Here is a 20,789-nt window from a genome sequence, read left to right as displayed (position 1 = left end):
TACCGTCTCCGGGCAGAAACAGGGAGGTCCAGCGTGTCAGAGGATGATCAGCGTCCGCCCGAACGGGCCCGGCGGCTGCCGCGCGCGGTGCGCGAGCGGCAGATCCTGGACGCGGCCGTCCAGGTCTTTTCCCGCCACGGCTACCACGCGGCCTCGATGGACGAGATCTCCGACGTCGCCGGCGTCTCGAAGCCGATGATCTACACCTACCTCGGGTCCAAGGAGGACCTGTTCGGCGCGTGCATCCGCCGGGAGGCGACGCGGCTGCTCGAGGCCATCCAGGCCGGCGTGCAGCCCGACCTGCCGCCGGACATGCAGCTGTGGCACGGCCTGCGGTCCTTCTACCGCTTCGTCGCCGAGTACCGCGAGTCGTGGACCGTGCTGCACCGCCAGGCACTCACCGTCGGCGGCGCGTTCGCCGCGGAAATCACCGACATGCGGGCGCGCGCGATCCAGCTGGTCGCGGCGCTCGTCGTGTCGGCGGGCACCCGCAAGGGCGTCGGCGAGCAGGCCGAGTTCTCCGGCGAGGGCCTGGCCGCGTCCCTGGTCGGCGGGGCCGAGTCGCTCGCCGACTGGGCTCTCGACCACCCCGACATCTCCGACGGCGTCCTGGCGTCGTGGCTGATGAACCTCGTCTGGCTCGGCTTCAACGACCTCATCGAAGGCGAGGTCTGGAAGCCGTCACAGTGAGCTGATCGTGCCTTCCAGGTGCGGCTTCGACTTGCTCCACAGCTCGAACGCCCACCCCTCCGGCGTCGCCCACGACGTGAAGCCCGCCTTGGCCGGCAGCAGCACCGGCTGCTTGAACTTCACGTCCACGGTGAACGCCTCCGGCAGCCGTCCTTCGAACGACGCCAGCGCGTGCGCCTTCGTCCACATCCCGTGGGCGATCGCGCGCGGGAAGCCGAACAGGCGCGCCGTCAACGGGTGCAGGTGGATCGGGTTGCGGTCGCCCGAGACCTCCGCGTAGCGCCGGCCGATGTCCGCCGGGACGCGCCAGATCGCGTCCGGCGTCGGCGGAGCCAGCTGCTCGCGCCGTCCGGACGCACCCGCGGAAGGGCCGCGCCGCAGGTACGTGCTCACGTCGATCCACACGAGGTCGTCCCCGGCCCAGGCTTCGCTGACGACGTCGAACTGGCGGCCCTTCTCGTGCGGGCGCAGGTTCTCCGCCCGCACGCGCACGGTCAGCGGCTCACCCAGCCGCAACGCGCGGTGCTGGGTGATCCGGTTCGCCACGTGCACCATGCCGAGCAGCGGGAACGGGAACCCCGGCTCGGTCATCAGCGCCATCTGCAGCGGGAACGCGAGCATGTGCGGGTACGTCGCCGGCAGCTCGTCGCTCAGCCGGAAGCCGCACACCGCGTTGTACGCCACCAGGTGCGCCGAGTCGACGACGACACCCGTGCGCACCAGCTCGGTGTCCGGCAGCTCGCCGCCGGACGGCTTGCGCAGCACACCGCCGAGCAGGGCCTTCGGGTAGAGCGTGGCCAGGCTCGGTGTGCTGTCGAGTTCGCGGATCGCCATGTCACGCCCCCAGCAGGGCCTGGCCGCAGACGCGGACGACGTTGCCGTTCACCGCGGCCGACGCCGGGTTCGCGTACCAGGCGATGGTCTCCGCGACGTCGACCGGCAGGCCGCCCTGGCCGAGGCTGGACAGCCGCCGTCCGGCCTCCCGGATGAACAGCGGGACCGCCGCGGTCATCTTCGTCTCGATGAACCCGGGCGCCACGGCGTTGATCGTGCCGCCGTACGCGGCCAGCTTCGGGGCGCCGTCGTTCACCATGCCGATCACGCCGGCCTTCGACGTCGCGTAGTTCGTCTGGCCGACGTTGCCGGCGATGCCCGCGATCGACGAGACGCCGATGATCCGGCCGTTGTCGTTGAGCACCTTGTCGGCGAGGAGCTTGTCGTTCACCGCCAGCTGCGACGCCAGGTTCACCGCGATCACCGAGTCCCACGCGCTCTCGCTCATGTTCCCCAGCGTCTTGTCGCGGGTAATGCCTGCGTTGTGCACAACGACGTCCACGCCGCCGTGACGCTCCTTCAGGTGCTCCGCGAGCTTCGCGGGAGCGCTCGGCGAGGTGATGTCGAGCTGCAACGCCGACCCGCCGATCTTGTTGGCCACCTTCGACAGGTCACCGCCCTGCGCGGGGATGTCCAGCGCGACGACGTGGGCGCCGTCGCGGGCCAGCACCTCGGCGATCGCCGCGCCGATGCCGCGCGACGCGCCGGTGACCAGCGCGACCTTGCCCTCGAGGGGCTTCTCCCAGTCGGCGGGGGCAACAGCCGTCTTGCCCTCGGTGCCGATCCGGATGACCTGCGCGTCGACGAACGCCGACTTCGCCGAGAGCAGGAAGCGCACCGTCGACTCCGTCGCCTCTTCGGCGCCGTCCGCGACGTACACGAGCTGGGCGGTCGCGCCGCGCTTCAGCTCCTTACCGACCGATCGAGTGAATCCTTCGAGGGCACGCTGGGCGATCCGCTCGCGGCCCTCGAGCTGCTCCGGCGGCGTGCCGAACACGACGACGCGGCCGGACGGCCCGACGCTGCGGATCACCGGGTGGAAGAAGTCGTAGACCTCCCGCAGCCGCGCCGGGTCGGTGATGCCCGTCGCGTCGAACACCAGGGCCGCGTGCCGATCGGCGGCCGTCGTGACGACGTCGATGCCCGCGTCGGCCAGCTGGTCCTTCAGGGTCTTCTCGAGCCGGCCACCGGGCGCGGCGCCGAGAAGTGCGGGACCCTCGAGGGCGGGTTGCCCGGGCTTGTACCGGCGCAGCGTGGCGGGGTTGGGCAAGCCGAGCTTCGGCACCACGAACTTCCCCACCGGGGTTTTCGTGAACTGCTGGTACCTGTCCGCCATCGGTTGCCTCCCGTGCAGTCTGCGTCACGTCGCAGTCTAACCTACTCGCTAGTAGGTTACAGTGTGAGAGACACGACCAGAGAGGTGAAGTCATGCCGCCGAAGCCGAAGCAACCCAAGCAGGCGCCTGCCGTGCGCAAGGTCGCGATCATCGGGGGCAACCGGATCCCCTTCGCGAGGTCCAACGGCCCGTACGCGAAGGCGTCGAACCAGGACATGCTCACCGCCGCCATCGACGGGCTGGTCAGCCGCTTCTCGCTGCAGGGCGAGGTGATCGGCGAGGTCGCCGCCGGCGCGGTGCTCAAGCACTCGAAGGACTTCAACCTGGCCCGCGAGAGCGTGCTGGGCAGCAAGCTCTCGCCCGCGACGCCCGCGTCCGACGTCCAGATGGCGTGCGGCACCGGCCTGCAGGCCATCGTCAACGTCGCGAACAAGATCGCGCTCGGCCAGATCGACTCGGCCATCGCGGGCGGCGTCGACACGACGAGCGACGCGCCGCTGGCCGTCAACGAGGACCTCCGGCAGATCCTCATCCAACTCAACGCGGCCAAGACGCTGGGCGAGCGGCTCCGGCTCGTCGCGAAGATCCGGCCCGGGCACATCGTCCCGGCGATCCCGCGCAACGAGGAACCGCGCACCGGGCTCTCGATGGGCGAGCACGCGGCGCTGACCGCGAAGGCGTGGGAGATCACCCGCGAGGCGCAGGACGAGCTGGCCGCGAGCAGCCACCAGAAGCTCGCCGCCGCCTACGAGCGCGGGTTCTTCGACGACCTCGTGACGCCGTTCCTCAAGCTCACGCGCGACCAGAACCTGCGGCCGGACTCGACCGCGGAGAAGCTCGCCAAGCTCAAGCCGGCCTTCGGCGGCCCCGACGGCACGATGACGGCGGGCAACTCGACGCCGCTGACCGACGGCGCGTCGACGGTCCTGCTCGCCACCGAGGAGTGGGCGAAGGCGCACAACCTGCCGGTGCAGGCGTACCTGACGTTCTCGCAGACCGCGGCCGTCGACTACGTCCACGGCGACGAGGGCCTGCTCATGGCGCCCGCCTACGCCGTGCCGCGGATGCTCGCGCGGGCCGGGCTTTCGCTGCAGGACTTCGACTTCTACGAGATCCACGAGGCGTTCGCGTCGCAGGTGCTGGCCACGCTCAAGGCGTGGGAGGACCCGGCGTTCGCGAAGGAGAAGCTGGAGCTGGACGAGCCGCTCGGCGCGATCGACCGGGCGAAGCTGAACGTCAACGGCTCGTCGCTGGCGGCCGGGCACCCGTTCGCCGCGACCGGCGGCCGGATCGTCGCGACGCTGGCGAAGCTGCTGCACGAGAAGGGGTCCGGCCGCGGCCTGATCTCCATCTGCGCGGCCGGCGGCCAGGGCGTCACCGCGATCCTGGAGAAGTAGTTTTCACGCGAAAGGGCCGCCCCTCGGTCAGGGGCGGCCCTTTGGTGTCAGTCAGTGGGGGAGCGCCTTCTGAGCGCGCTTCGCGAGCTTGTTCGCGCGCTTCTCGGCCTTGCGGCTCAGCTTCCCGGCGCTCGCGCTGACGTCCTTCGCGGCGTGCCGCGCCCGCCAGCCGACCGACGGCTTCCCGGCCGTGTCCGCGACGGCGAGCAGCAGGCCACCGGCCAGGCCGGCGTTCTTGAAGAACTGGATCTGCTGCTGGGCGCGCTCACCCGGGTCCTTCATGGTCCAGAAGCTGTGCGTCGCCAGGGTCGTCGGCACGAGGCTGCCGAGCAGCAGCCCGGCCGCCAGCCGCGGCGCCTTGCCGGCGGCCAGGGCGAGGCCGGCGCCGATCTTGACCGCGGCGTCGACCCGGACGAGGGTCACCGGATCGCGGGGTATCTGCTCCGGGACCACGTCGCCGACCTTGTCGAACGCGGCGTTCAGGAACGGCTCGGCGGCCTTCGCGTGCCCCTCGGCCTGCCTCAGCGCATTGATCCCGCCGGTCACGAAGATCGTGGCGAGCAGGGGACGTGCCACTCGACGGAGTATCACGGTCGTTGCCTTCCTCGTACGGGCCGCTGCCTGGTCGAACTTATCGCCTGGGTGCCCGCTGTGCCCGGACTCGAATCCTCATCGGCGTTTCTGGGTGAATATCGAGCTAGTACTAGAAAGCACTATAAAGAGTTAGCGCTTGACCTTGACGTGGCGTCAACTTCTAGGGTCGAAGCCATGGAGTGGTCGATCCAGGACATCGCCCGCTCGGCCGGGACGACGAGCCGGACGCTGCGCCACTACGGCGCGGTCGGCCTGCTGGAGCCCAGCCGGATCGGCAGCAACGGCTACCGCTACTACGACGAGCAGGCGCTCGTCCGGCTGCAGCGGATCCTCTTGCTGCGCGAGCTCGGCCTCGGACTGCCGGCCATCGCGGAAGTGCTCGACGGGCAGCGCGACAGCGCCGCCGCGCTCGAAACCCACCTGGAGCTGCTCGAACAGGAGCGGCGGCGGATCGGACGGCAGATCGACGCGGTCCGCACGACCCTCCGAAAACTGAAGGGAGGTGAACAACTGATGGCAGAGGAAGTCTTCGACGGCTTCGACCACACGCAGTACGAGGAAGAGGTCACCCGGCGCTGGGGCGCCGACGCCTACCGGCGCGGCAACGAGTGGTGGAACTCGATGTCGGCGGAGCAGAAGCAGGCCCACCAGCAGGAGCAGCGGGACATCGCGGCGGCGTTCGGCGCGGCCCGGGAAGCCGGCCAGGCGCCGGACGACGCCGAGGTCCAGGCGATCGCACGGCGGCTGCACGAGTGGCTGCGGCCCGCGGTGGCGTCGGTGTCCCGTGGCTACTTCGCGGGTCTCGGGCAGCTGTATGTCGACGAGCCGCGGTACGGGTTCGAAGGCCGGACGGCGGAATTCGCCCGGGACGCGATGAAGATCTACGCGGAACGGAACCTGAGCGACTAGTGCCACGTCGTAGTGCGCGCTGGGGGTAGGGACGAGCAGGGCTGCAGACCTGTTCGTCTCTATGTACCCGCCGGCCGGAGCAGCGTGCGCCGGGTTCTGTCGAGGTGGCGGACCACCTCGTAGTCGGCGCGGGCGCCCACCTCCGGTGGCTCGCCGTCCCCTTCGAGGAACGACCAGCCGCCCTCGTACCGGACGACGTACGAGCCGTCCGATACATAGGCATCGCTCACCTCCGCGGTGAGGACCGCGCCTTCCGGGTAACGCGCCTTGCGCGCCAGCCACTCGTGCTCCGGCACACCGTTGCCGAACGGTCCCGAGCGGAACCGCGGGTCCAGCGGCCACAGCCGGATTTGCCGCGGACCGCGGGTGAGCACCTCGAAGGTCGTCGTCACGCCGACCGATGGCCACGCCCCGACCTGCCGCGGCAGGCTCAGGACATCGACGAAACCCGGCGCGCCGTCCAGGTCGACGAAGATTCCGATGGCTCCCGGCCGCGGGATCGCGGAAACCGTGCCGGTCACCTCGGCGCCGACCGCGAAGCGCCGCCAATCCCGCTCGGTCATCGCGTCACTGTGCCAGGGCTCGGCCATCCGGTCGAACATCGGCGACACGCGCTAGCCGACTATGGCCGAATATCGGGCTCGCGCTAGACACGTCGATAGCTTGGCAGAGTGGACCCCATCCGCAACCCCTTCGCGCCCGGCGCCGGGCAGCGGCCGCCTGAGCTGGCCGGGCGTGAACGTGAGCTCAAGGCTTTCGAGGTCGTCCTCGAACGGGTCGCGCGGGGGAGACCCGAACGCAGTCTCGTGCTCACCGGGCTGCGCGGGGTCGGGAAGACCGTGCTCCTCGGGGAGCTGCGCGCGATGGCCGTCCGGCACAAGTGGGGTGCCGGGAAGATCGAGGCGCGGCCGGACGCCGAGCTGCGGCGGCCGCTGTCCGCCGCGCTGCACCGGGCCATCCGGGATCTCGCCGTGCGGCATCGCGCGCCCGACCGGGTCGAAGAGGTCCTCGGCGTGCTCAAGGCCTTCGCGCTGCGGGCCAACAAGCCCGACGCCAAGCTCCGCGACCGGTGGCAGCCCGGCATCGACGTGCCCGCCGCGCAAGGACGGGCCGACTCCGGGGACATCGAGATCGACCTCGTCGAGCTGTTCACCGACGTCGCCGAGCTGGCCGCGGACGTCGGGACCGGGGTCGCGCTGCTCATCGACGAGATCCAGGACTTGCAGCCCGACGACGTCTCGGCGTTGTGCGCCGCCTGCCACGAGCTGTCCCAGTCCGGGGCGCCGCTGGTCGTCGTCGGGGCCGGGCTGCCGCACGTGCCCGCCGTGCTCTCGGCGTCCAAGTCCTACTCCGAGCGGCTGTTCCGGTACGCGCGGATCGACCGCCTCGACCGCGAGGACGCCGACTACGCCGTGCTGGCGCCGATCGAGCGGGAGGACGCCGGCATCGAGCCGGAAGCCCTCGACGCGCTCTTCGACGCGTCCGGCGGCTACCCGTACTTCATCCAGGCCTACGGCAAGGCGGCCTGGGACGCGGCGCCGTCCGACCCGATCACCGTCAAGGATGTCCAGGTCGCGGCCCCCGAGGCGGAGGCAGAACTAGCCGTGGGCTTCTTCGGTTCCCGCTACGACCGCGCGACGCCCGCCGAGCGCGAGTACCTGCTCGCGATGGCCGAGCTGACCCAGGGCCGCGACGAGCCCGCCGGCACCGCCGACGTCGCCGTCTTCCTCGGGCGCAAGCCGTCGTCGCTGTCGCCGGCTCGCGACAGCCTCATGAAGAAGGGCCTCGTCTACTCCGCCGAACGCGGCCAGATCGCCTTCACCGTGCCGCACTTCGGCCACTACCTGCTCGGACGCGACTGACCTGCGCTTTTGCCGTCGTCTCGCGGCCTATGAGCATCGCTAAGCATTTATAGCTGTGGCGCTAGATATACCTATAGAGCCGTAGCGGGTTGCCTCGCCGTGACCGCCGCCACCCTCAATCTCTCCGGTCTATACCCAACTTAGCCGATGATTCATCGGCGAGTGCGCCACATCACCGGACATTCATTGGAATACTTGTGAAAAAAGGTGCATACTAGAGGCACAAGCCACCGAGACCCTCCGAAGGGGATGCAGAAACCGATGAACAACATCGCCGCCAAGCTCCGTGCCCGTCGCGCCGAGGCTCGCACTCGCCGGGCGCTGAACCGGGCGATCGACACCGCCGCGACCGCGACGGTCCGTCAGGAACTCATCGCGATCGCGCAGGCGCGCTCGGGCTACATGCGCTGATCCCTCTTCACCCCGTGGTGGTCGCCCATTCGAGTGACCTATGCCACAAAGTGCCGAGGCTGTAACGCCACTGAAAGTGGCGTCGATACCCCCTACGACCCCGTGATGCTGGCGGACCCCCGACCTGGCAGCAGCACGGGGTTTCCCATGTCCACCCACCGAGATGTCCCTTGCCTCGGCCGGCGTCCGCAGTATTCTTTGACTTCGTCAACGAGTTTGTTGAGGTGGTCAATGAACGACGCACAGCTGGCCGACCGCGTGGCCGCGGTCCGCGCCTTCAACCGGCTCTACACCGGAGTCATCGGCGTACTGGACGAAGGACCGGCGGACGCCGAGTACTCGCTGCCGGAAGCGCGGGTGCTCTTCGAGCTCGCCCACCAGGACCCACTGCCAGTCACCGACCTGCGCAAGCGCCTCGACCTCGACGCCGGCTACGCCAGCAGGCTGCTCGCCCGCCTCGAGGCTCGCGGGCTGATCGCGCGCGAACGGTCCGGCGAGGACGCCCGCCGCCAGCTCGTGCGCCCGACCGCGGCGGGCCGCGAAGCGTTCGACGTGCTCAACCGCCGGTCCACCGAGCAGATCGCCGGCCTGCTGCGCCGCTTCGCCGACGAAGACCAGCAGCGGCTGCTGACCGCGATGCGCACGATCGGCGACGTCGTCGGCGGCCGCCACCGCGACCCGGTCGTCGTCCTCCGGCCGCCACGACCGGGTGACCTCGGCTGGGTGGTGGAACGACACGGCGCGTTGTACGGCCGCGAGTACGGCTTCGACGACCGGTTCGAAGGGCTCGTCGCCCGGATCGTCGCGGACTTCGTCGAGACCCGCGACGATCCGGGCCAGGCGTTCTGGATCGCCGAACTCGACGGTGAGCGCGTCGGCAGCATCGCGTGCGCCCGCAGCGAGGACCCGGAGATCGCGAAGCTGCGGCTCCTGCTGCTCGAACCGTCGGCCCGCGGACACGGCCTCGGCAAGCGGCTGGTCACCGAGTGCGTCGAGTTCGCCCGCTCGCACGGCTACCGCGGGATGGAGCTGTCGACGGTCTCGATCCTCACCGCGGCGCGGAAGATCTACCGCGCGGCCGGGTTCGAGCCCGTCGCCGAGCACGACTTCGACACCTGGGGGCCGAAGCTGACCGACGAAACCTGGCGCCAGGAGTTCTAACGCGGCACGCGGCCGAGGAGGAAGAATTCCGGGTTCGGGCGCAGCGCGGTCAGGTGGGCGAGCCGGTTCGACATCGCGAACAACGCCGTGATCGCGCCGACGTCCCAGATCTCGTCGTCGGTGAGGCCGGCGTTGCGCGCGGCCTCCAGGTCACCCTCGCCGAACAGCGCGGAGTCCTGGGCGAGCGCCAGCGCGAGGTCGACGATCGCGCGACCGCGCTCGTCCAGCTCCACCTGCCACGGGTTGCTGGACACGCGGTCGGCCAGCTCCGGGTCCTTCGCGCGGATGCGCAGGATGGCCCCGTGCGCGACCACGCAGTACGTGCAGTGGTTCGCGCCGGACGTCGCGACGACCACCAGCTCGCGCTCGGCCTTGCTCAGGCCTTCGGTCCGCTCCATCAACGCGTCGTGGTAGTCGAGGAACGCGCGCAGCTCGGCCGGGCGGTGGCCGAGCGCGCGGAAGATGTTCGGGACGAACCCCGACTTCTCCGCGATCACGCCCACGCGCTCGCGAAGGTCGTCGGGCAGGTCTTCGAGTTCCGTGATCGGGAACCGGCTCACCGCGTCGCTCATGCCCCTCACGCTAGCCGTGGTTGGCTGTTCCCGTGACGGACTACGTCGACGGGTACTGCGAACGCGTCGCGCCCGGGCTCTGGGGTGAGCCGCTCAACAGTCTCAGCAACCTCGCCTTCCTCGTGGCCGCCGTGCTCGTCTGGCGGCTGGCCGCGGGCAACCGCGCCGGGCGGCTGCTCGCCGTCCTCATCGGGTTGGTCTTCGTGGCCAGCAGCGTCTTCCACCTGGTCGCGAGGCGGTGGGCCGCCGTCGGGGACTCGGCCGCCGTCCTCGGCTTCGTCCTGGTGTACGCCGCGTTGTTCCCACGCGTGTTCTTCGGCTGGCGCCGGTGGTGGTTCGCCCCGCCCGCGTTTCTCGCGCTCACCGTGGTCACGGCGGTGCTGGGCGGCGGCCTCTACCTCTCCGCGCTGTTCGGGCTGTTCGCGTTCGCCGCGCTCTTGGCCTTCCGCCGTGACGAGTACTGGACGCACTTCGCCGTGGCCGGGGCGGTCTTCGCGCTCTCACTGAGCCTCCGCGCGCTCGACCGGGACGTCTGCGACTACGTCCCGGCCGGCACGCACTTCCTCTGGCACCTGCTCAACGGCCTGGTGCTCTACCTCGTCTCACGGACGCTGGTCGCCCGCCTCGACCGTCCTTAGTGGACGCCGATGGGACGCAGGTCCTTGTCGTGCTCGTCGACGTGGTAGTCCTCGGGGTTCGTGTCGTCGGTGCCGTTGAACACCTTCAGCTGCCGGGCGATCACCGTGAAGATCGCCGCGACCACCAGGTTGGCGATCAGCGCGACGAACCCGACGTAGATCTGGACCTGCGAGCCCGCGAACGGGTGCCAGCCGAAGATCGACATGTTGCCCAGCGCGAGCGCCGAACCGCCGAAGTGCTGCTTGCCGTTGGCCGGGTTCGGGATGCCGTACAGCATGATCAGGCCCCAGCCGATGCCGACGACCCAGCCGGCGATCAGGCCCCACCGGTGGAACCAGCGCGTGTACAGCGCGAGCGCCACCGCCGGCAGCGTCTGCAGGATCAGCACGCCGCCGATGAGCTGCAGGTCGATCGAGAACTGCGGGTCGATCAGGATGATCACGGCCACCGCGCCGAGCTTCACGACCAGCGAAGCCAGCTTCGCCTGCTTCGCTTCTTCCTGCGGTGTCGCGTTCTTGCGGATGTACTCCTTGTAGATGTTGCGCGTCCACAGGTTGGCCGCGGCGATCGACATGATCGCGGCGGGCACCAGGGCGCCGATGCCGATCGCGGCGAACGCGATGCCCGCGAACCACGACGAGAACTGGTTGTTGAACAGCACCGGGACGATCGTGTTGCCGTCGGCCTTGCCGGTCGCGGCGTTGGTCAGCGGCTTGACGCCCGCGGTGATCGCCACGTAGCCCAGCAGCGCCAGCAGGCCCAGCACCAGCGAGTACGCCGGCAGCGCGACCATGTTCCGCTTGATCACGTTGCGCCCGCGCGAGGCCAGCACGCTGGTCAGCGAGTGCGGGTAGAGGAACAGCGCGAGCGCCGAACCCAGCGCCAGCGTCGCGTACTGCAGCTGGTTGTTGGCGGTGAGCAGGATCGACCCGGACGGCTTCCCGGTCTTCGGGTTCGGCTTGGCCAGCGTCTGCGCGGCCGAGTCGAAGATGTGCGACCAGCCGCCGAGCTTCGAGGGCAGGTAGATGATCGCCACCAGGATCACGATGTAGATCAGGATGTCCTTGACGAACGCGATCAGCGCGGGCGCCCGCAGGCCGGACTGGTAGGTGTAGAAGGCCAGGATGACGAAGGCCACCAGCAGCGGCAGGTGCCCGACGATGCCACCGCCGTTGATGCCCATCGTCCGCAGCACGGCTTCGAGCCCGACCAGCTGCAGCGCGATGTACGGCATGGTCGCGACGATGCCGGTGATCGCGACGAGCAGCGCCAGCGTCGGCGAGCCGAAGCGGCCGCGCACGAAGTCGGCCGGCGTGACGTAACCGCGCACCCGCGAAACCGACCACATCCGCAGCGCCGGCAGGAGGACGATCGGGTAGACGACGATCGTGTACGGGAGGGCGTAGAGGCCCAGCGCGCCGGCGCTGAACACCAGCGCGGGCACCGCGACGAACGTGTACGCCGTGTAGAGGTCACCGCCGAGCAGGAACCACGTGATCCACGAGCCGAACTTGCGCCCGCCGAGGCCCCACTCGTCGAGGTGGTCCAGCGTGCTGCCGCGCTGCCAGCGCGACGCCATGAAGCCGAGCACCGTCACCAGCGCGAACAGCACGGTGAAGATGATCAGCTCGGGCCACTGCAGGTTGCTCATCGAGCGTCCCCCTCGTCCAGTTCGTCGACGCTCAGCCGGTCCGGCGCGTCAGCGGTCGGCTTGTCCCTGGTCATGACGTAGACGATCCAGGTGGAGAGGACGCCCACCGCGACCATGAGGAACTGGAACCAGTAGAAGAACGGCATCCCGAACAGCCGCGGACCGTCCACGTTGAACAGTGGCGTGACCAGGACCAGCAGCGGAACGATCAGGAGCAGGTTCCACGGGCTGAACCGCAACCCGCGCACCTTCCCGTCGTGCTTCACAGTCGACATCGGACCTCACCTAACTCCCGTAACCGACCGCCTGACCTTAAGACCTCGGTGACGGCGCGTCACGTCTGTCCGATATCGATTTGATCGCCACGGTCCGCGATGCCGACCAAGGTCGGTTGTCCCGCCCCTACCCGGCCGATATCAATAGCCGGACTCCGCACGCGAAACCCGACAAGGGGCAACCGTATGACACGACTCCGCTACGCGGTGGTGATCCCGGCCATCGCCGGCACCCTGCTGGCCGGGTTCACGCCTGCCTTCGCAGGCCAGGAGGCGGCTGCCGGCAAGCAGCCGCTGAACTCCACGAACATCCCGCCGCAGTACGCGAACCAGAAGCTGGACTGGCACAAGTGCGCCGTCCCGGCCGAGCTGCCGACCGCCCCGCCCGCGGGCGCCGAGGACATGGAGTGCGCGACGTTCAAGACGCCGCGCAACTGGTACCAGGCGAACGCGCAGATCGACCTGACCATCGCGGTCAGCAGGCTGAAGGCCACCAAGGACGCGACCGCCAGCGTCGTCGTCAACCCCGGCGGCCCCGGCGCGCCCGGCCGCAACTTCCCGGCCCGCCTGCGCAACCAGCCGAAGCTGCGCGAGCACCAGGAGGTCATCGGCTTCGACCCGCGCGGCACCGGCAAGAGCACGAACATCACCTGCGGCGGCGCCATCGGCACCGGCTCCGACCTCGACCCGCGCGACCGCAGCAAGCAGAACCTGAACCTGATCCTGCAGGCCACGAAGTACGCGGCGCTGTCCTGCCAGCAGAAGTCCGGCGAGCTGGGCCCGCTGATCAACACCGACCAGACGGTCAAGGACATCGACCTGCTGCGCGTGCTGCTGGGCCGCGACAAGATCAACTGGGTCGGCTACTCCGCGGGCACCTGGATGGGCGCGCACTACGCGCAGGCTTATCCCACGCGGACCGGCCGGTTCGTCCTCGACTCCTCGACGGAGTTCACCACCACCTGGCAGAAGTCGTTCGACTGGCAGCCGCTCGGCTTCGAGCGCCGCTGGCGCCAGGACTTCCTCCCGTGGATGGCGAAGTACGACAAGCTCTACCACTTCGGCACCACCGGCGAGGCGGCCCGCCAGACCTACGAGCAGGTCCGGTACGCGCTGACCCAGGGCGCGGTCACCCTGCCCGACGGCTCGACCGTGTCGGCCAACGGCCTGGACTCGTTCATCGCGTCGAACATCTACTCGAAGCGCTCGTTCCCGGGTCTGGCCGACTACCTGGTCAGCGTCCGGACGCTGACCCAGGGCACCGCGTCGGCGCAGGCCAAGTCGTCGGCCGCGCAGAAGGTCAAGGCCGCCGACAAGAGCACCGAGACCTCCGGCGCCCAGCCGCTGATGGTCCCGGCCGACGGTGACGCCTACGACGCGTCGTTCTGGACGATCCCCTGCAACGAGGGTCCGTGGACCGGCTCCACCGCCAGCGCCATCCGGCAGTCGCAGAAGCTGATCGACCAGCAGCTGCCCCTGCTCGGCGCGGGCTGGTTCATCCAGCCGTGCCTGTTCTGGCAGCACCCGCCGGTCCCGCTGCCCGTGCTCGACGGCAAGGGGGTCCCGCCGGTGCTCATCGTCGAGTCGGAGCACGACCCGGCGACGCCGATCGAGGGCGCGCGCCGCGCGCACAAGGCGTTCGAGGGCTCGCGGATGCTGACGATCACCGGCGAGGGTGACCACGGCATCTACGCCTACGGCAATCCGGGTGTGGACAAGGTCGTGGAGGCCTACCTGGTCGACGGCGTCGTGCCGAACGACCAGACCCTGCCCGGCATGCCACTTCCGGTGCCGCCGGGCGCCTGACACCACAAGGTGTAGTGGAGGCCCCGCCGAACGGGCGTTCGGCGGGGCTTTTCCACACCTGTGCACAGAGTTGTCCACAGGCAGTGGACAACTCTGGTGTTCCTCCGATGCCCACTGTCACCCTCAACGGTGCCGCTTCGCTTCGCGGTATTATTATTGGCACCATGGTGCGGGTGCCGCTGACGGAAGAAGAGCGCGAACGGGGCGAACGCCTCGGCCAGGCGCTGCGGGCGGCGCGGGCCGGCCGGAGCATGGCCGACGTCGCCGCCGAGGCCGGGATTTCCGTGGAGACACTCCGGAAGATCGAGACCGGCCGCATCCCGACACCGGCGTTCTTCACGGTCACGGCCATCGCGGACGCCGTCGGGCTGCCGCTCGACGAGCTGCGCGCGGCCGTCGCCCCCGCCGCGTCACCACCGCTTCCCGCGGCGAGCTAGCCGGCGCTGCGCAGCTGCTTGAGGATGTGCTCGCGGTCGTTGAGGAACGCGCAGCGCGGCACCGGCAGCTCGTAGCTGTTGAGCAGCTTCTCGAAGTCGGACAGCTCGTCGGCCGAGAAGCGCAGGTTCACCTTGACCGCGTGCGCGGCCAGGACGTCGGCCAACTCCTCCCACTCGCCCGACCACAGCAGCGTGCGGTAGTGGGTGTAGTCCTCCGGGGACAGCCGGTTGCCGAGCATGGTGAGCACGCTGTCGGCGAAGAAGCTGATCCGGTTGTCCTTGAGGTCGGCGACCGTCGGGTTGGCCGGGTCGCGCGCGGCGTCCGGGTTCCGGACCACGCCGGGGCCCGCGACCGGGTAGGCCGTGTGCACGTGGCCGTTCTCCTCGACCAGCACGATCAGGTGCACGTTGAACCGCTCGCCGGCACACCGCCAGCGGCCGTTCTTCTGCTGCCGCCGGGCCTCGCTCGGGTCGTTGGCGACGTCCTTGACCACCGAGATGATCTGCTCGTTGCTCCAGCCGGGCGGGAACTCGCTGGTCGCCCTCCGCCCGACGCCCGGTGCGTGTCCGCCGCCCACGACTGCTCCCTTCGTCGCAACGAGCGTAGGTCAAACGGCGGCGGAGAGCACCACCATGCCGACGACCTGGAGGTCGAGCCCGCGGAAGAGCTGCCGGGTGAGGTTGGCGGGCATCGGCCCGACCGGGGTGTCGACGAAACCGGGATTCGCGTAGTCAACGGCGGTCCGCGTGACCGTGCGCAAGATCGACAGCACCGACAGCGGCACCGCGAGCCACGCGCCCGAGCCGAACGACGTCCCACCCGCGAGGGTGACCACGGCCAGCAGTGCCGCCCACAGCAAGCCCACCGCCGCCAGCACCAGGCCGTGGGTCAGCACGAGTTCGCGGTTCGCCGAGCCCAGCCACCGGCGACGGCCCGGGTTGCGCCACAGCTCCCCGAGCCCGGCGCCGAACGGCGTCAACGCGACGTACGCGCCGATGCCGACCAGCACCGCACCCGGCACGGTCGGCAACGCGATGTGCGCGACGACGACCGCGACGCCGACGAGCACGGCCGCGCCCGCGTACCGCGACCGGCCGAGCGTGCCCGCCACGGCGAGCCGAAGCGGCGTCGGGCGGCGCAGCGAGAACCGGCCGACCGGCGCCGACGGCGGCAGCAGCATCATCGGGTCGAGGAACGTCACGGCCACCGAGCGCAGCACCCGGCCAGCCCACCCGGCGACCAGCACCGACCGGCCCGCGCGCGAGACCGGCTCGCCGCCCAACGCCAGCGGCAGCGCCGCCACGAGCACGCCCGCGGCGGCGAACTGGACGGTCACCGGGCCGAGCCGGAAAGCGGCGACGACCAGCCCGAAACCCGCCAGCACCAGCGGGACGGCCGCCTCGAACCGCAGCGCCGTCCGCCTGGCCGACGCGAACGCCGCCACCGCGGAAGCGGCGACGACGGCGATGCCCGCCCGCCACTGGTCGAGCCCGGCCCCGCCGACGGCGAGCATCAACGCGGTCAGGTAGCCGGTCACCGCCACGACGCCGGTCCAGGCGCCGAGCAGCCGCAGTGTGACGACGCGGCCGCGGTCGGCCGGGGCGAAGTCCAGCCAGGTCAGCTCGGCCGGCTCGACCCAGGCGAACCCGCGGCGCAGCAGGCCGCGCCAGCCCACCGCGCAGCAGAGCGTGAGCAGCCCGAGCACGGCCGGGAAGTCGACGTCCGCCGAGCCGTAGACCGCCTGACGCCACCCGTCGACGTGGAAGAACGCCGTGAACAGGAAGCCGAAGCCGAAGAGGAAGACGAACGAAGCCGTGTCGCCGCTGAAGATCCCGCCGAACCGCTTGCGGCCCGGGATCCGCATCCGGCGCGGCAGCGCCTCCACTCTTGCCTCCACCCTCGCCCCCACCGCCGCCCTCGACCGAGGCACCTTGCGCCGCTGCGTCATCAGAACAGTTCGAGCACGCTGTCGGCGGCTTCGAGCAGCGGCGGGTGGTGCGTGGCCACCACGACCGCCGCGCCGGCCGCCGTCGACCGGGCGATCACCTCGGTCAGCCACTCCTTGCCCGCAGTGTCCAGCGCGCGCTCGGGCTCGTCGAGCAGCAGCAGCCGGTGCGGCCGCGCGGTGACGCCGAGCAGGAGCAGCCGGCGGCGCTGGCCCGCCGAGAAGTGCCCGGCCGTGACGCGCGCGCGTTCGCCCAAGCCCGCGTCACGCAGCAGCTCCTCGTGCTCGCCGAGGTCCACGCCGAACGAACCGGACAGCAGTTCCAGGTGCTGCAACGGGGTCAGCTCGGCGAAGAAGTCGGAGTCGTCGAACAGCACCGACACCTTGCGGCGGAACTCGACGTCCCGCTCGTCCGGGGCCTTCCCGTCCACCAGCACGCGGCCGCGCTGCGGCTTCTGCATGCCGTAGAAGCAGCGCAGCAAGGTCGACTTGCCGGCTCCGTTCGGCCCGACGATCGCGGCGCACTCGCCGGGGTCGACGGAGAAGTCCAGGTCGTCGAACAGCCAGTGCTCGCCGGCCCGGACACCGATCGCCCGCGCGTCGATCACCGGAGGTGCTCGAGGACCGGCGCGAACTGCTCCATGTTGTGCTCCAAGACGGTGAAGTACGTCAGGCCGAAACGCTCGCGGTGCGCCCGGATCTGCTCCGCGACCTCGGCGGGCTTGCCGGTCAGCACGGTCGGCAGCTCGGCGAGCTGGTCGACGGTCATCCGGCCCTGGAAGGCGTCCACGAACTCCTCGAGCGCGGCCTTGCGGTCTTCGGTGACCTTCACGAAGTGCACGAGCAGGTTGAACTCGGCGTCGCGGCCGCGGAGCTTCGACCGGACGAAGCTGACGCGCTCCTCGATGTCCTCGGCCGTCGCCGGGGCGAGGGCGGCGCCGTCCGGCGTCTTGGCCGTGCCGGTGAAGCCGATGGTGTCGGCGTGCTGGGCGGCGAGGGTCAGGATCCGGTCACCGCGGCCGCCGAGCAGCAGCGGCGGCCCTTCGGGACGGACCGGCGCGGGCTTGTGCTCCGGGTCCGCGTACAGCCGCTTCAGTTCGAGGATCGTCCGCTCGAGGTGGTCGACACGCTCGCGCGCGGACGGGAACGGCATCCCCGCGGCCTCGAACTCCGCCTTGACGTAGCCGGCGCCGAGGCCCAGCTCCAAGCGCCCGTCGGTGAACTGGTCGGTGCCGGTGACCTCGCGGGCGAGCAGCACGGGGTTGTAGAACGGCGCGTTGAGCACGAACGTGTTGAGCTTGACCCGCTCGGTGACCTCGCCGGCGAGCACCAGCGCGGGAAACGGCGGCGCCATGCCGAGGTGGTCGGCGGCCGAGAGCACGTCGTAGCCGAGGTCCTCGACCTGGCGGCACTTCGCCACCCACGCGGCCCGGCTGTCCGGCACGGTCATGTTGACGCCGAAGCGGAAATCCCCCGTCATACCGACAAGGTACTCAGTGGAGGCTGTCGATCACCGGCGCCAGGCGCTCCAGGTCCTCTTCGATGACCGTGAAGTAGCTGACACCGAGCGTCTCGCGGGTGCGCCGCAACTGGTCGGCGCACTCCTGCGCCGACCCGACGACCACCGTCGGCAGCTCGGCCAGCTCGCCGGCACCCAGGTGCGGCACGAGCCGATGGGCCGTTTCCAGCGCGGCCCGCCGTCCACCGGTGACCCGGACGAAGTGGATCAGCAGGTTGAGCTCGGCGTCACGGCCGCCGAGCGCCCGCTTCACGAAATCGACGCGCTCGGCGAGCGCGGCGGGCCCGGCCAGGGCCAGCGGTCCTTCGGCGGCGCCGGGTGCGGTGCCGGTGAAGGCGATGGTGTCGGCGTGCTCGGCGGCGAAGGCCAGCACGCGGTCACCGCGGCCGCCGAGCAGCAGCGGCGGCCGGGGACGGCCCTCGTACGCGCGCTCGATTTCGCTGACCGCGCGGACGAGCCGCGCGAATCGCTGCCCCGGCGTGCCCCACTCGATGCCGGCGGCCTCGAACTCCGCCCGGACGTACCCGGCGCCGAGCCCGATCTCGAGCCGGCCGCCGGTGAACTCGTCGAGCCCGGTGAGGTCGCGGGCGAGAAGCACCGGGTTGTGGAAGCTCGCGTTCAGCACGAAGGTATTGAGCCGGACGCGTTCGGTGGCCTCGGCGGCCAGCAGCAGCGCGGGCACCGGCGCGACCCGCCCGAGGTGGTCGACCACCCCGACGACGTCGTAACCGAGGTCTTCGGCTTTCCGGCACTTCGCCACCCACTCGGCGCGCGAGCCGGGCGCCACCAACGCCACACCGAACCGGAACGGTCTCATGGCCGCGAAACTACCCGGAAATGGAAGAAGGGGACGGCTCCCGGATGCGGCCGGGAGCCGTCCCCTTCTGTTCAGGGGTGACTAGCCCAGGCGCTGAGCCAGCGCGTCGAGCTCGTCACGCAGCGACGCTGGGACCTTGTCGCCGATCTTCTCGAACCACTCCTCGATCAGCGGGATCTCCTCGCGCCACTCCTCGGGCTTGACGTCGAGGGCGGCCTGGATGTCCTCGATCGGCTCGGTCAGGCCCTCGGTGTCGAGGTCCTCGGCGCGCGGCACGAAGCCGATCGGCGTCTCGACGGCGTTGCCGCGGCCCTCGACCCGCTCGACGACCCACTTCAGGATGCGCGAGTTCTCGCCGAAGCCCGGCCACAGGAACCGGCCGTCGTCGCCGCGGCGGAACCAGTTGACGTAGAAGATCTTCGGCAGCTTGTTCGCGTCGGCGTTCTTGCCCAGGTTCAGCCAGTGCTTGAAGTAGTCACCGGCGTGGTAGCCGAGGAACGGCAGCATCGCCATCGGGTCGCGGCGCACGTTGCCGACCGCGCCGGCCGCGGCAGCGGTGGTTTCCGACGACATCGTGGCGCCCATGAACACGCCGTGCTGCCAGTCGCGGGCCTCGTTCACCAGCGGCACCGTCGTCTTGCGGCGGCCGCCGAACAGGATCGCCGAGATCGGCACGCCCTTCGGGTCGTCCCACTCGGGCGCCAGGATCGGGCACTGCGACATCGGCGTGCAGTAGCGCGAGTTCGGGTGGGCCGCCTTCTCCTCGGAGTCCGGCGTCCAGTCCTGGTGCTTCCACGACGTCGCGTGGGCCGGCTTGTTCTCCATGCCTTCCCACCACACGTCGCCGTCGTCGGTCAGGGCGACGTTCGTGAAGACCGTGTTGCCCTTCTCGATCGTGCGCATCGCGTTCGGGTTGGTGTGCCAGTCGGTGCCCGGCGCGACGCCGAAGAAGCCGAACTCCGGGTTGACCGCGTACAGGCGGCCGTCCTCGCCGAAGCGCATCCACGCGATGTCGTCGCCGAGGGTCTCGGCGCGCCAGCCGGGGATGGTCGGCTGCAGCATGGCGAGGTTCGTCTTGCCGCAGGCGCTCGGGAACGCGGCGGCGACGTAGTGCACCTTGTCCTCGGGCGAGATCAGCTTGAGGATCAGCATGTGCTCGGCGAGCCAGCCCTCGTCACGGGCCATCACCGAGGCGATGCGCAGCGAGTAGCACTTCTTGCCCAGCAAGGAGTTGCCGCCGTAACCCGAGCCGTAGCTCCAGATCGCGCGCTCCTCGGGGAAGTGCGAAATGTACTTGGTTTCGTTGCAGGGCCAGGGAACGTCCTTCTCGCCCGGCTCCAGCGGCTTGCCGACGGAGTGCAGGGCGGGGACGAATTCGCGCTCGGTGCCGTCGGGCGCGATGAACTTGTCCAGCGCGGCCTGGCCGGCGCGCGTCATCACGCGCATGGAAGCGACGACGTAGGCGAAATCGGTGATTTCGATACCCAGCTTGGGATTCTCGTCGCCGAGCGGGCCCATGCAGAACGGGATGACGTACATCGTGCGGCCACGCATCGAGCCGCGGAACAGCTCGGTCATGGTGGCCTTCATCTCGGCCGGGTCCATCCAGTTGTTGGTCGGACCGGCGTCCTCGGGCCGCTCGGAACAGATGAAGGTGCGGTCTTCGACGCGAGCGACGTCGCCTGGGTCGGAAGTGGCCCAGAAGGAGTTTGGCTTCGACTTGAGCTGCACGAACGTGCCGGCCTCGACCAGCTCCTGGTTGATCCGGGCGGCTTCTTCGTCGGACCCGTCGACCCACACCACGCGGTCCGGGGTGGTCAGCTCGGCGACCTCCCGGACGAAGGACAGCACGCCACTGTGCGTCGTCGGCGCGGTGTCCAGCCCGGGGATGGCGACTGCGGTCATCTCTACTCCTGACTTCCGAGAACGCAAA

Annotated in this window: 22 protein-coding genes; 9 read left to right on the top strand and 13 right to left on the bottom strand. The window is 70.2% G+C overall.

Annotation, left to right across the window (positions count from 1 at the left end):
* Nucleotides 1-33 precede the first annotated feature (33 nt).
* Nucleotides 34-690, top strand: a complete 657-nt coding sequence (locus tag BT341_RS06675) for a TetR/AcrR family transcriptional regulator (protein ID WP_072475438.1) — start codon at nucleotides 34-36, stop codon at nucleotides 688-690.
* Here the strand turns inward: BT341_RS06675 and BT341_RS06670 are convergent.
* Together BT341_RS06670 and BT341_RS06665 are read right to left on the bottom strand one after the other, a co-directional pair.
* Nucleotides 682-1,524: a MaoC/PaaZ C-terminal domain-containing protein gene (locus BT341_RS06670; protein WP_072475437.1), complete on the bottom strand. Its 843-nt coding sequence runs from the start codon at nucleotides 1,522-1,524 to the stop codon at nucleotides 682-684. The two genes, BT341_RS06675 and BT341_RS06670, sit on opposite strands and share 9 nt — an antisense overlap.
* 1 nt (nucleotide 1,525) lies before the next feature.
* Nucleotides 1,526-2,860, bottom strand: a complete 1,335-nt coding sequence (locus tag BT341_RS06665) for a 3-oxoacyl-ACP reductase (RefSeq protein ID WP_072475436.1) — start codon at nucleotides 2,858-2,860, stop codon at nucleotides 1,526-1,528.
* 92 nt (nucleotides 2,861-2,952) lie between these two features.
* Between BT341_RS06665 and BT341_RS06660 the strand changes: the two genes are divergently transcribed.
* Nucleotides 2,953-4,257 carry an acetyl-CoA C-acetyltransferase gene (locus tag BT341_RS06660; protein ID WP_143168493.1) on the top strand — a complete coding sequence of 435 codons (1,305 nt, stop codon included), beginning with the start codon at nucleotides 2,953-2,955 and terminating at the stop codon, nucleotides 4,255-4,257.
* Between the two features lie 51 nt (nucleotides 4,258-4,308).
* Here BT341_RS06660 and BT341_RS06655 read toward each other — a convergent pair whose 3' ends face one another.
* The gene (locus tag BT341_RS06655) at nucleotides 4,309-4,848 is read right to left on the bottom strand and encodes a DoxX family membrane protein (protein WP_072475435.1); all 540 of its coding nucleotides are present in this window, start codon (nucleotides 4,846-4,848) and stop codon (nucleotides 4,309-4,311) included.
* A 177-nt stretch (nucleotides 4,849-5,025) separates the two neighbouring features.
* Between BT341_RS06655 and BT341_RS06650 the strand changes: the two genes are divergently transcribed.
* Entirely contained in the window at nucleotides 5,026-5,760 is a 735-nt protein-coding gene (locus BT341_RS06650; RefSeq protein WP_072475434.1) for a MerR family transcriptional regulator, read from the top strand.
* 59 nt (nucleotides 5,761-5,819) lie between these two features.
* On the opposite strand, the gene BT341_RS06645 is transcribed toward BT341_RS06650, so the two are convergent.
* Nucleotides 5,820-6,323 carry a hypothetical protein gene (locus BT341_RS06645; protein WP_072481812.1) on the bottom strand — a complete coding sequence of 168 codons (504 nt, stop codon included), beginning with the start codon at nucleotides 6,321-6,323 and terminating at the stop codon, nucleotides 5,820-5,822.
* 108 nt (nucleotides 6,324-6,431) lie between these two features.
* Here BT341_RS06645 and BT341_RS06640 point away from each other — a divergent pair, with 108 nt between their 5' ends.
* The 3 genes from BT341_RS06640 to BT341_RS06635 all read left to right on the top strand — a co-directional run bounded on the left by BT341_RS06640 (nucleotide 6,432) and on the right by BT341_RS06635 (nucleotide 9,194).
* Nucleotides 6,432-7,622, top strand: a complete 1,191-nt coding sequence (locus tag BT341_RS06640; protein WP_072475433.1) for an ATP-binding protein — start codon at nucleotides 6,432-6,434, stop codon at nucleotides 7,620-7,622.
* Nucleotides 7,623-7,883: 261 nt separating this feature from the next.
* Nucleotides 7,884-8,033, top strand: a complete 150-nt coding sequence (locus tag BT341_RS45190; RefSeq protein WP_167344411.1) for a hypothetical protein — start codon at nucleotides 7,884-7,886, stop codon at nucleotides 8,031-8,033.
* A gap of 231 nt (nucleotides 8,034-8,264) precedes the next feature.
* The gene (locus BT341_RS06635) at nucleotides 8,265-9,194 is read left to right on the top strand and encodes a bifunctional helix-turn-helix transcriptional regulator/GNAT family N-acetyltransferase (RefSeq protein ID WP_072475432.1); all 930 of its coding nucleotides are present in this window, start codon (nucleotides 8,265-8,267) and stop codon (nucleotides 9,192-9,194) included.
* Here the strand turns inward: BT341_RS06635 and BT341_RS06630 are convergent.
* The gene (locus BT341_RS06630) at nucleotides 9,191-9,766 is read right to left on the bottom strand and encodes a peroxidase-related enzyme (RefSeq protein ID WP_072475431.1); all 576 of its coding nucleotides are present in this window, start codon (nucleotides 9,764-9,766) and stop codon (nucleotides 9,191-9,193) included. The genes BT341_RS06635 and BT341_RS06630 overlap by 4 nt on opposite strands.
* 32 nt (nucleotides 9,767-9,798) lie before the next feature.
* On the opposite strand from BT341_RS06630, the gene BT341_RS06625 reads away from it, so the two are divergent.
* A complete protein-coding gene (locus BT341_RS06625; protein ID WP_072475430.1) occupies nucleotides 9,799-10,404 on the top strand; it encodes a hypothetical protein in 606 nt (201 codons plus the stop codon).
* On the opposite strand, the gene mctP is transcribed toward BT341_RS06625, so the two are convergent.
* Together mctP and BT341_RS06615 are read right to left on the bottom strand one after the other, a co-directional pair.
* On the bottom strand, nucleotides 10,401-12,056 hold the full coding sequence (mctP, locus tag BT341_RS06620; protein WP_072475429.1) for a monocarboxylate uptake permease MctP: 1,656 nt from the start codon (nucleotides 12,054-12,056) through the stop codon (nucleotides 10,401-10,403). The genes BT341_RS06625 and mctP overlap by 4 nt on opposite strands.
* Entirely contained in the window at nucleotides 12,053-12,331 is a 279-nt protein-coding gene (locus BT341_RS06615; protein WP_072475428.1) for a DUF3311 domain-containing protein, read from the bottom strand. The genes mctP and BT341_RS06615 overlap by 4 nt, the downstream gene beginning before the upstream one ends.
* 186 nt (nucleotides 12,332-12,517) lie before the next feature.
* Between BT341_RS06615 and BT341_RS06610 the strand changes: the two genes are divergently transcribed.
* Nucleotides 12,518-14,137, top strand: coding sequence for an alpha/beta hydrolase (locus tag BT341_RS06610; protein WP_072475427.1), 1,620 nt, complete (start codon nucleotides 12,518-12,520; stop codon nucleotides 14,135-14,137).
* Nucleotides 14,138-14,301: 164 nt separating this feature from the next.
* On the top strand, nucleotides 14,302-14,574 hold the full coding sequence (locus BT341_RS06605; protein ID WP_072475426.1) for a helix-turn-helix domain-containing protein: 273 nt from the start codon (nucleotides 14,302-14,304) through the stop codon (nucleotides 14,572-14,574).
* On the opposite strand, the gene BT341_RS06600 is transcribed toward BT341_RS06605, so the two are convergent.
* The 6 genes from BT341_RS06600 to BT341_RS06575 all read right to left on the bottom strand — a co-directional run bounded on the left by BT341_RS06600 (nucleotide 14,571) and on the right by BT341_RS06575 (nucleotide 20,761).
* Nucleotides 14,571-15,152 (bottom strand): EndoU domain-containing protein, encoded by a 582-nt coding sequence (locus BT341_RS06600; protein ID WP_072475425.1) that lies wholly within the window; start codon nucleotides 15,150-15,152, stop codon nucleotides 14,571-14,573. The genes BT341_RS06605 and BT341_RS06600 overlap by 4 nt on opposite strands.
* Before the next feature lie 30 nt (nucleotides 15,153-15,182).
* The gene (locus tag BT341_RS06595; RefSeq protein WP_072481811.1) at nucleotides 15,183-16,439 is read right to left on the bottom strand and encodes a hypothetical protein; all 1,257 of its coding nucleotides are present in this window, start codon (nucleotides 16,437-16,439) and stop codon (nucleotides 15,183-15,185) included.
* Between the two features lie 83 nt (nucleotides 16,440-16,522).
* Entirely contained in the window at nucleotides 16,523-17,128 is a 606-nt protein-coding gene (locus BT341_RS06590) for an ABC transporter ATP-binding protein (protein ID WP_072475424.1), read from the bottom strand.
* Nucleotides 17,125-18,000, bottom strand: a complete 876-nt coding sequence (locus BT341_RS06585) for an LLM class F420-dependent oxidoreductase (protein ID WP_072475423.1) — start codon at nucleotides 17,998-18,000, stop codon at nucleotides 17,125-17,127. The genes BT341_RS06590 and BT341_RS06585 overlap by 4 nt, the downstream gene beginning before the upstream one ends.
* A gap of 13 nt (nucleotides 18,001-18,013) precedes the next feature.
* A complete protein-coding gene (locus BT341_RS06580) occupies nucleotides 18,014-18,856 on the bottom strand; it encodes a TIGR03621 family F420-dependent LLM class oxidoreductase (RefSeq protein ID WP_072475422.1) in 843 nt (280 codons plus the stop codon).
* A gap of 81 nt (nucleotides 18,857-18,937) precedes the next feature.
* Nucleotides 18,938-20,761, bottom strand: a complete 1,824-nt coding sequence (locus BT341_RS06575; protein ID WP_072475421.1) for a phosphoenolpyruvate carboxykinase (GTP) — start codon at nucleotides 20,759-20,761, stop codon at nucleotides 18,938-18,940.
* Nucleotides 20,762-20,789: the final 28 nt, after the last annotated feature.

This window comes from Amycolatopsis australiensis, from assembly GCF_900119165.1.
Lineage (GTDB): Bacteria > Actinomycetota > Actinomycetes > Mycobacteriales > Pseudonocardiaceae > Amycolatopsis > Amycolatopsis australiensis.
Note: the sequence above shows the minus strand (reverse complement) of the source record. Positions and strands in the feature narration are given on the sequence as shown.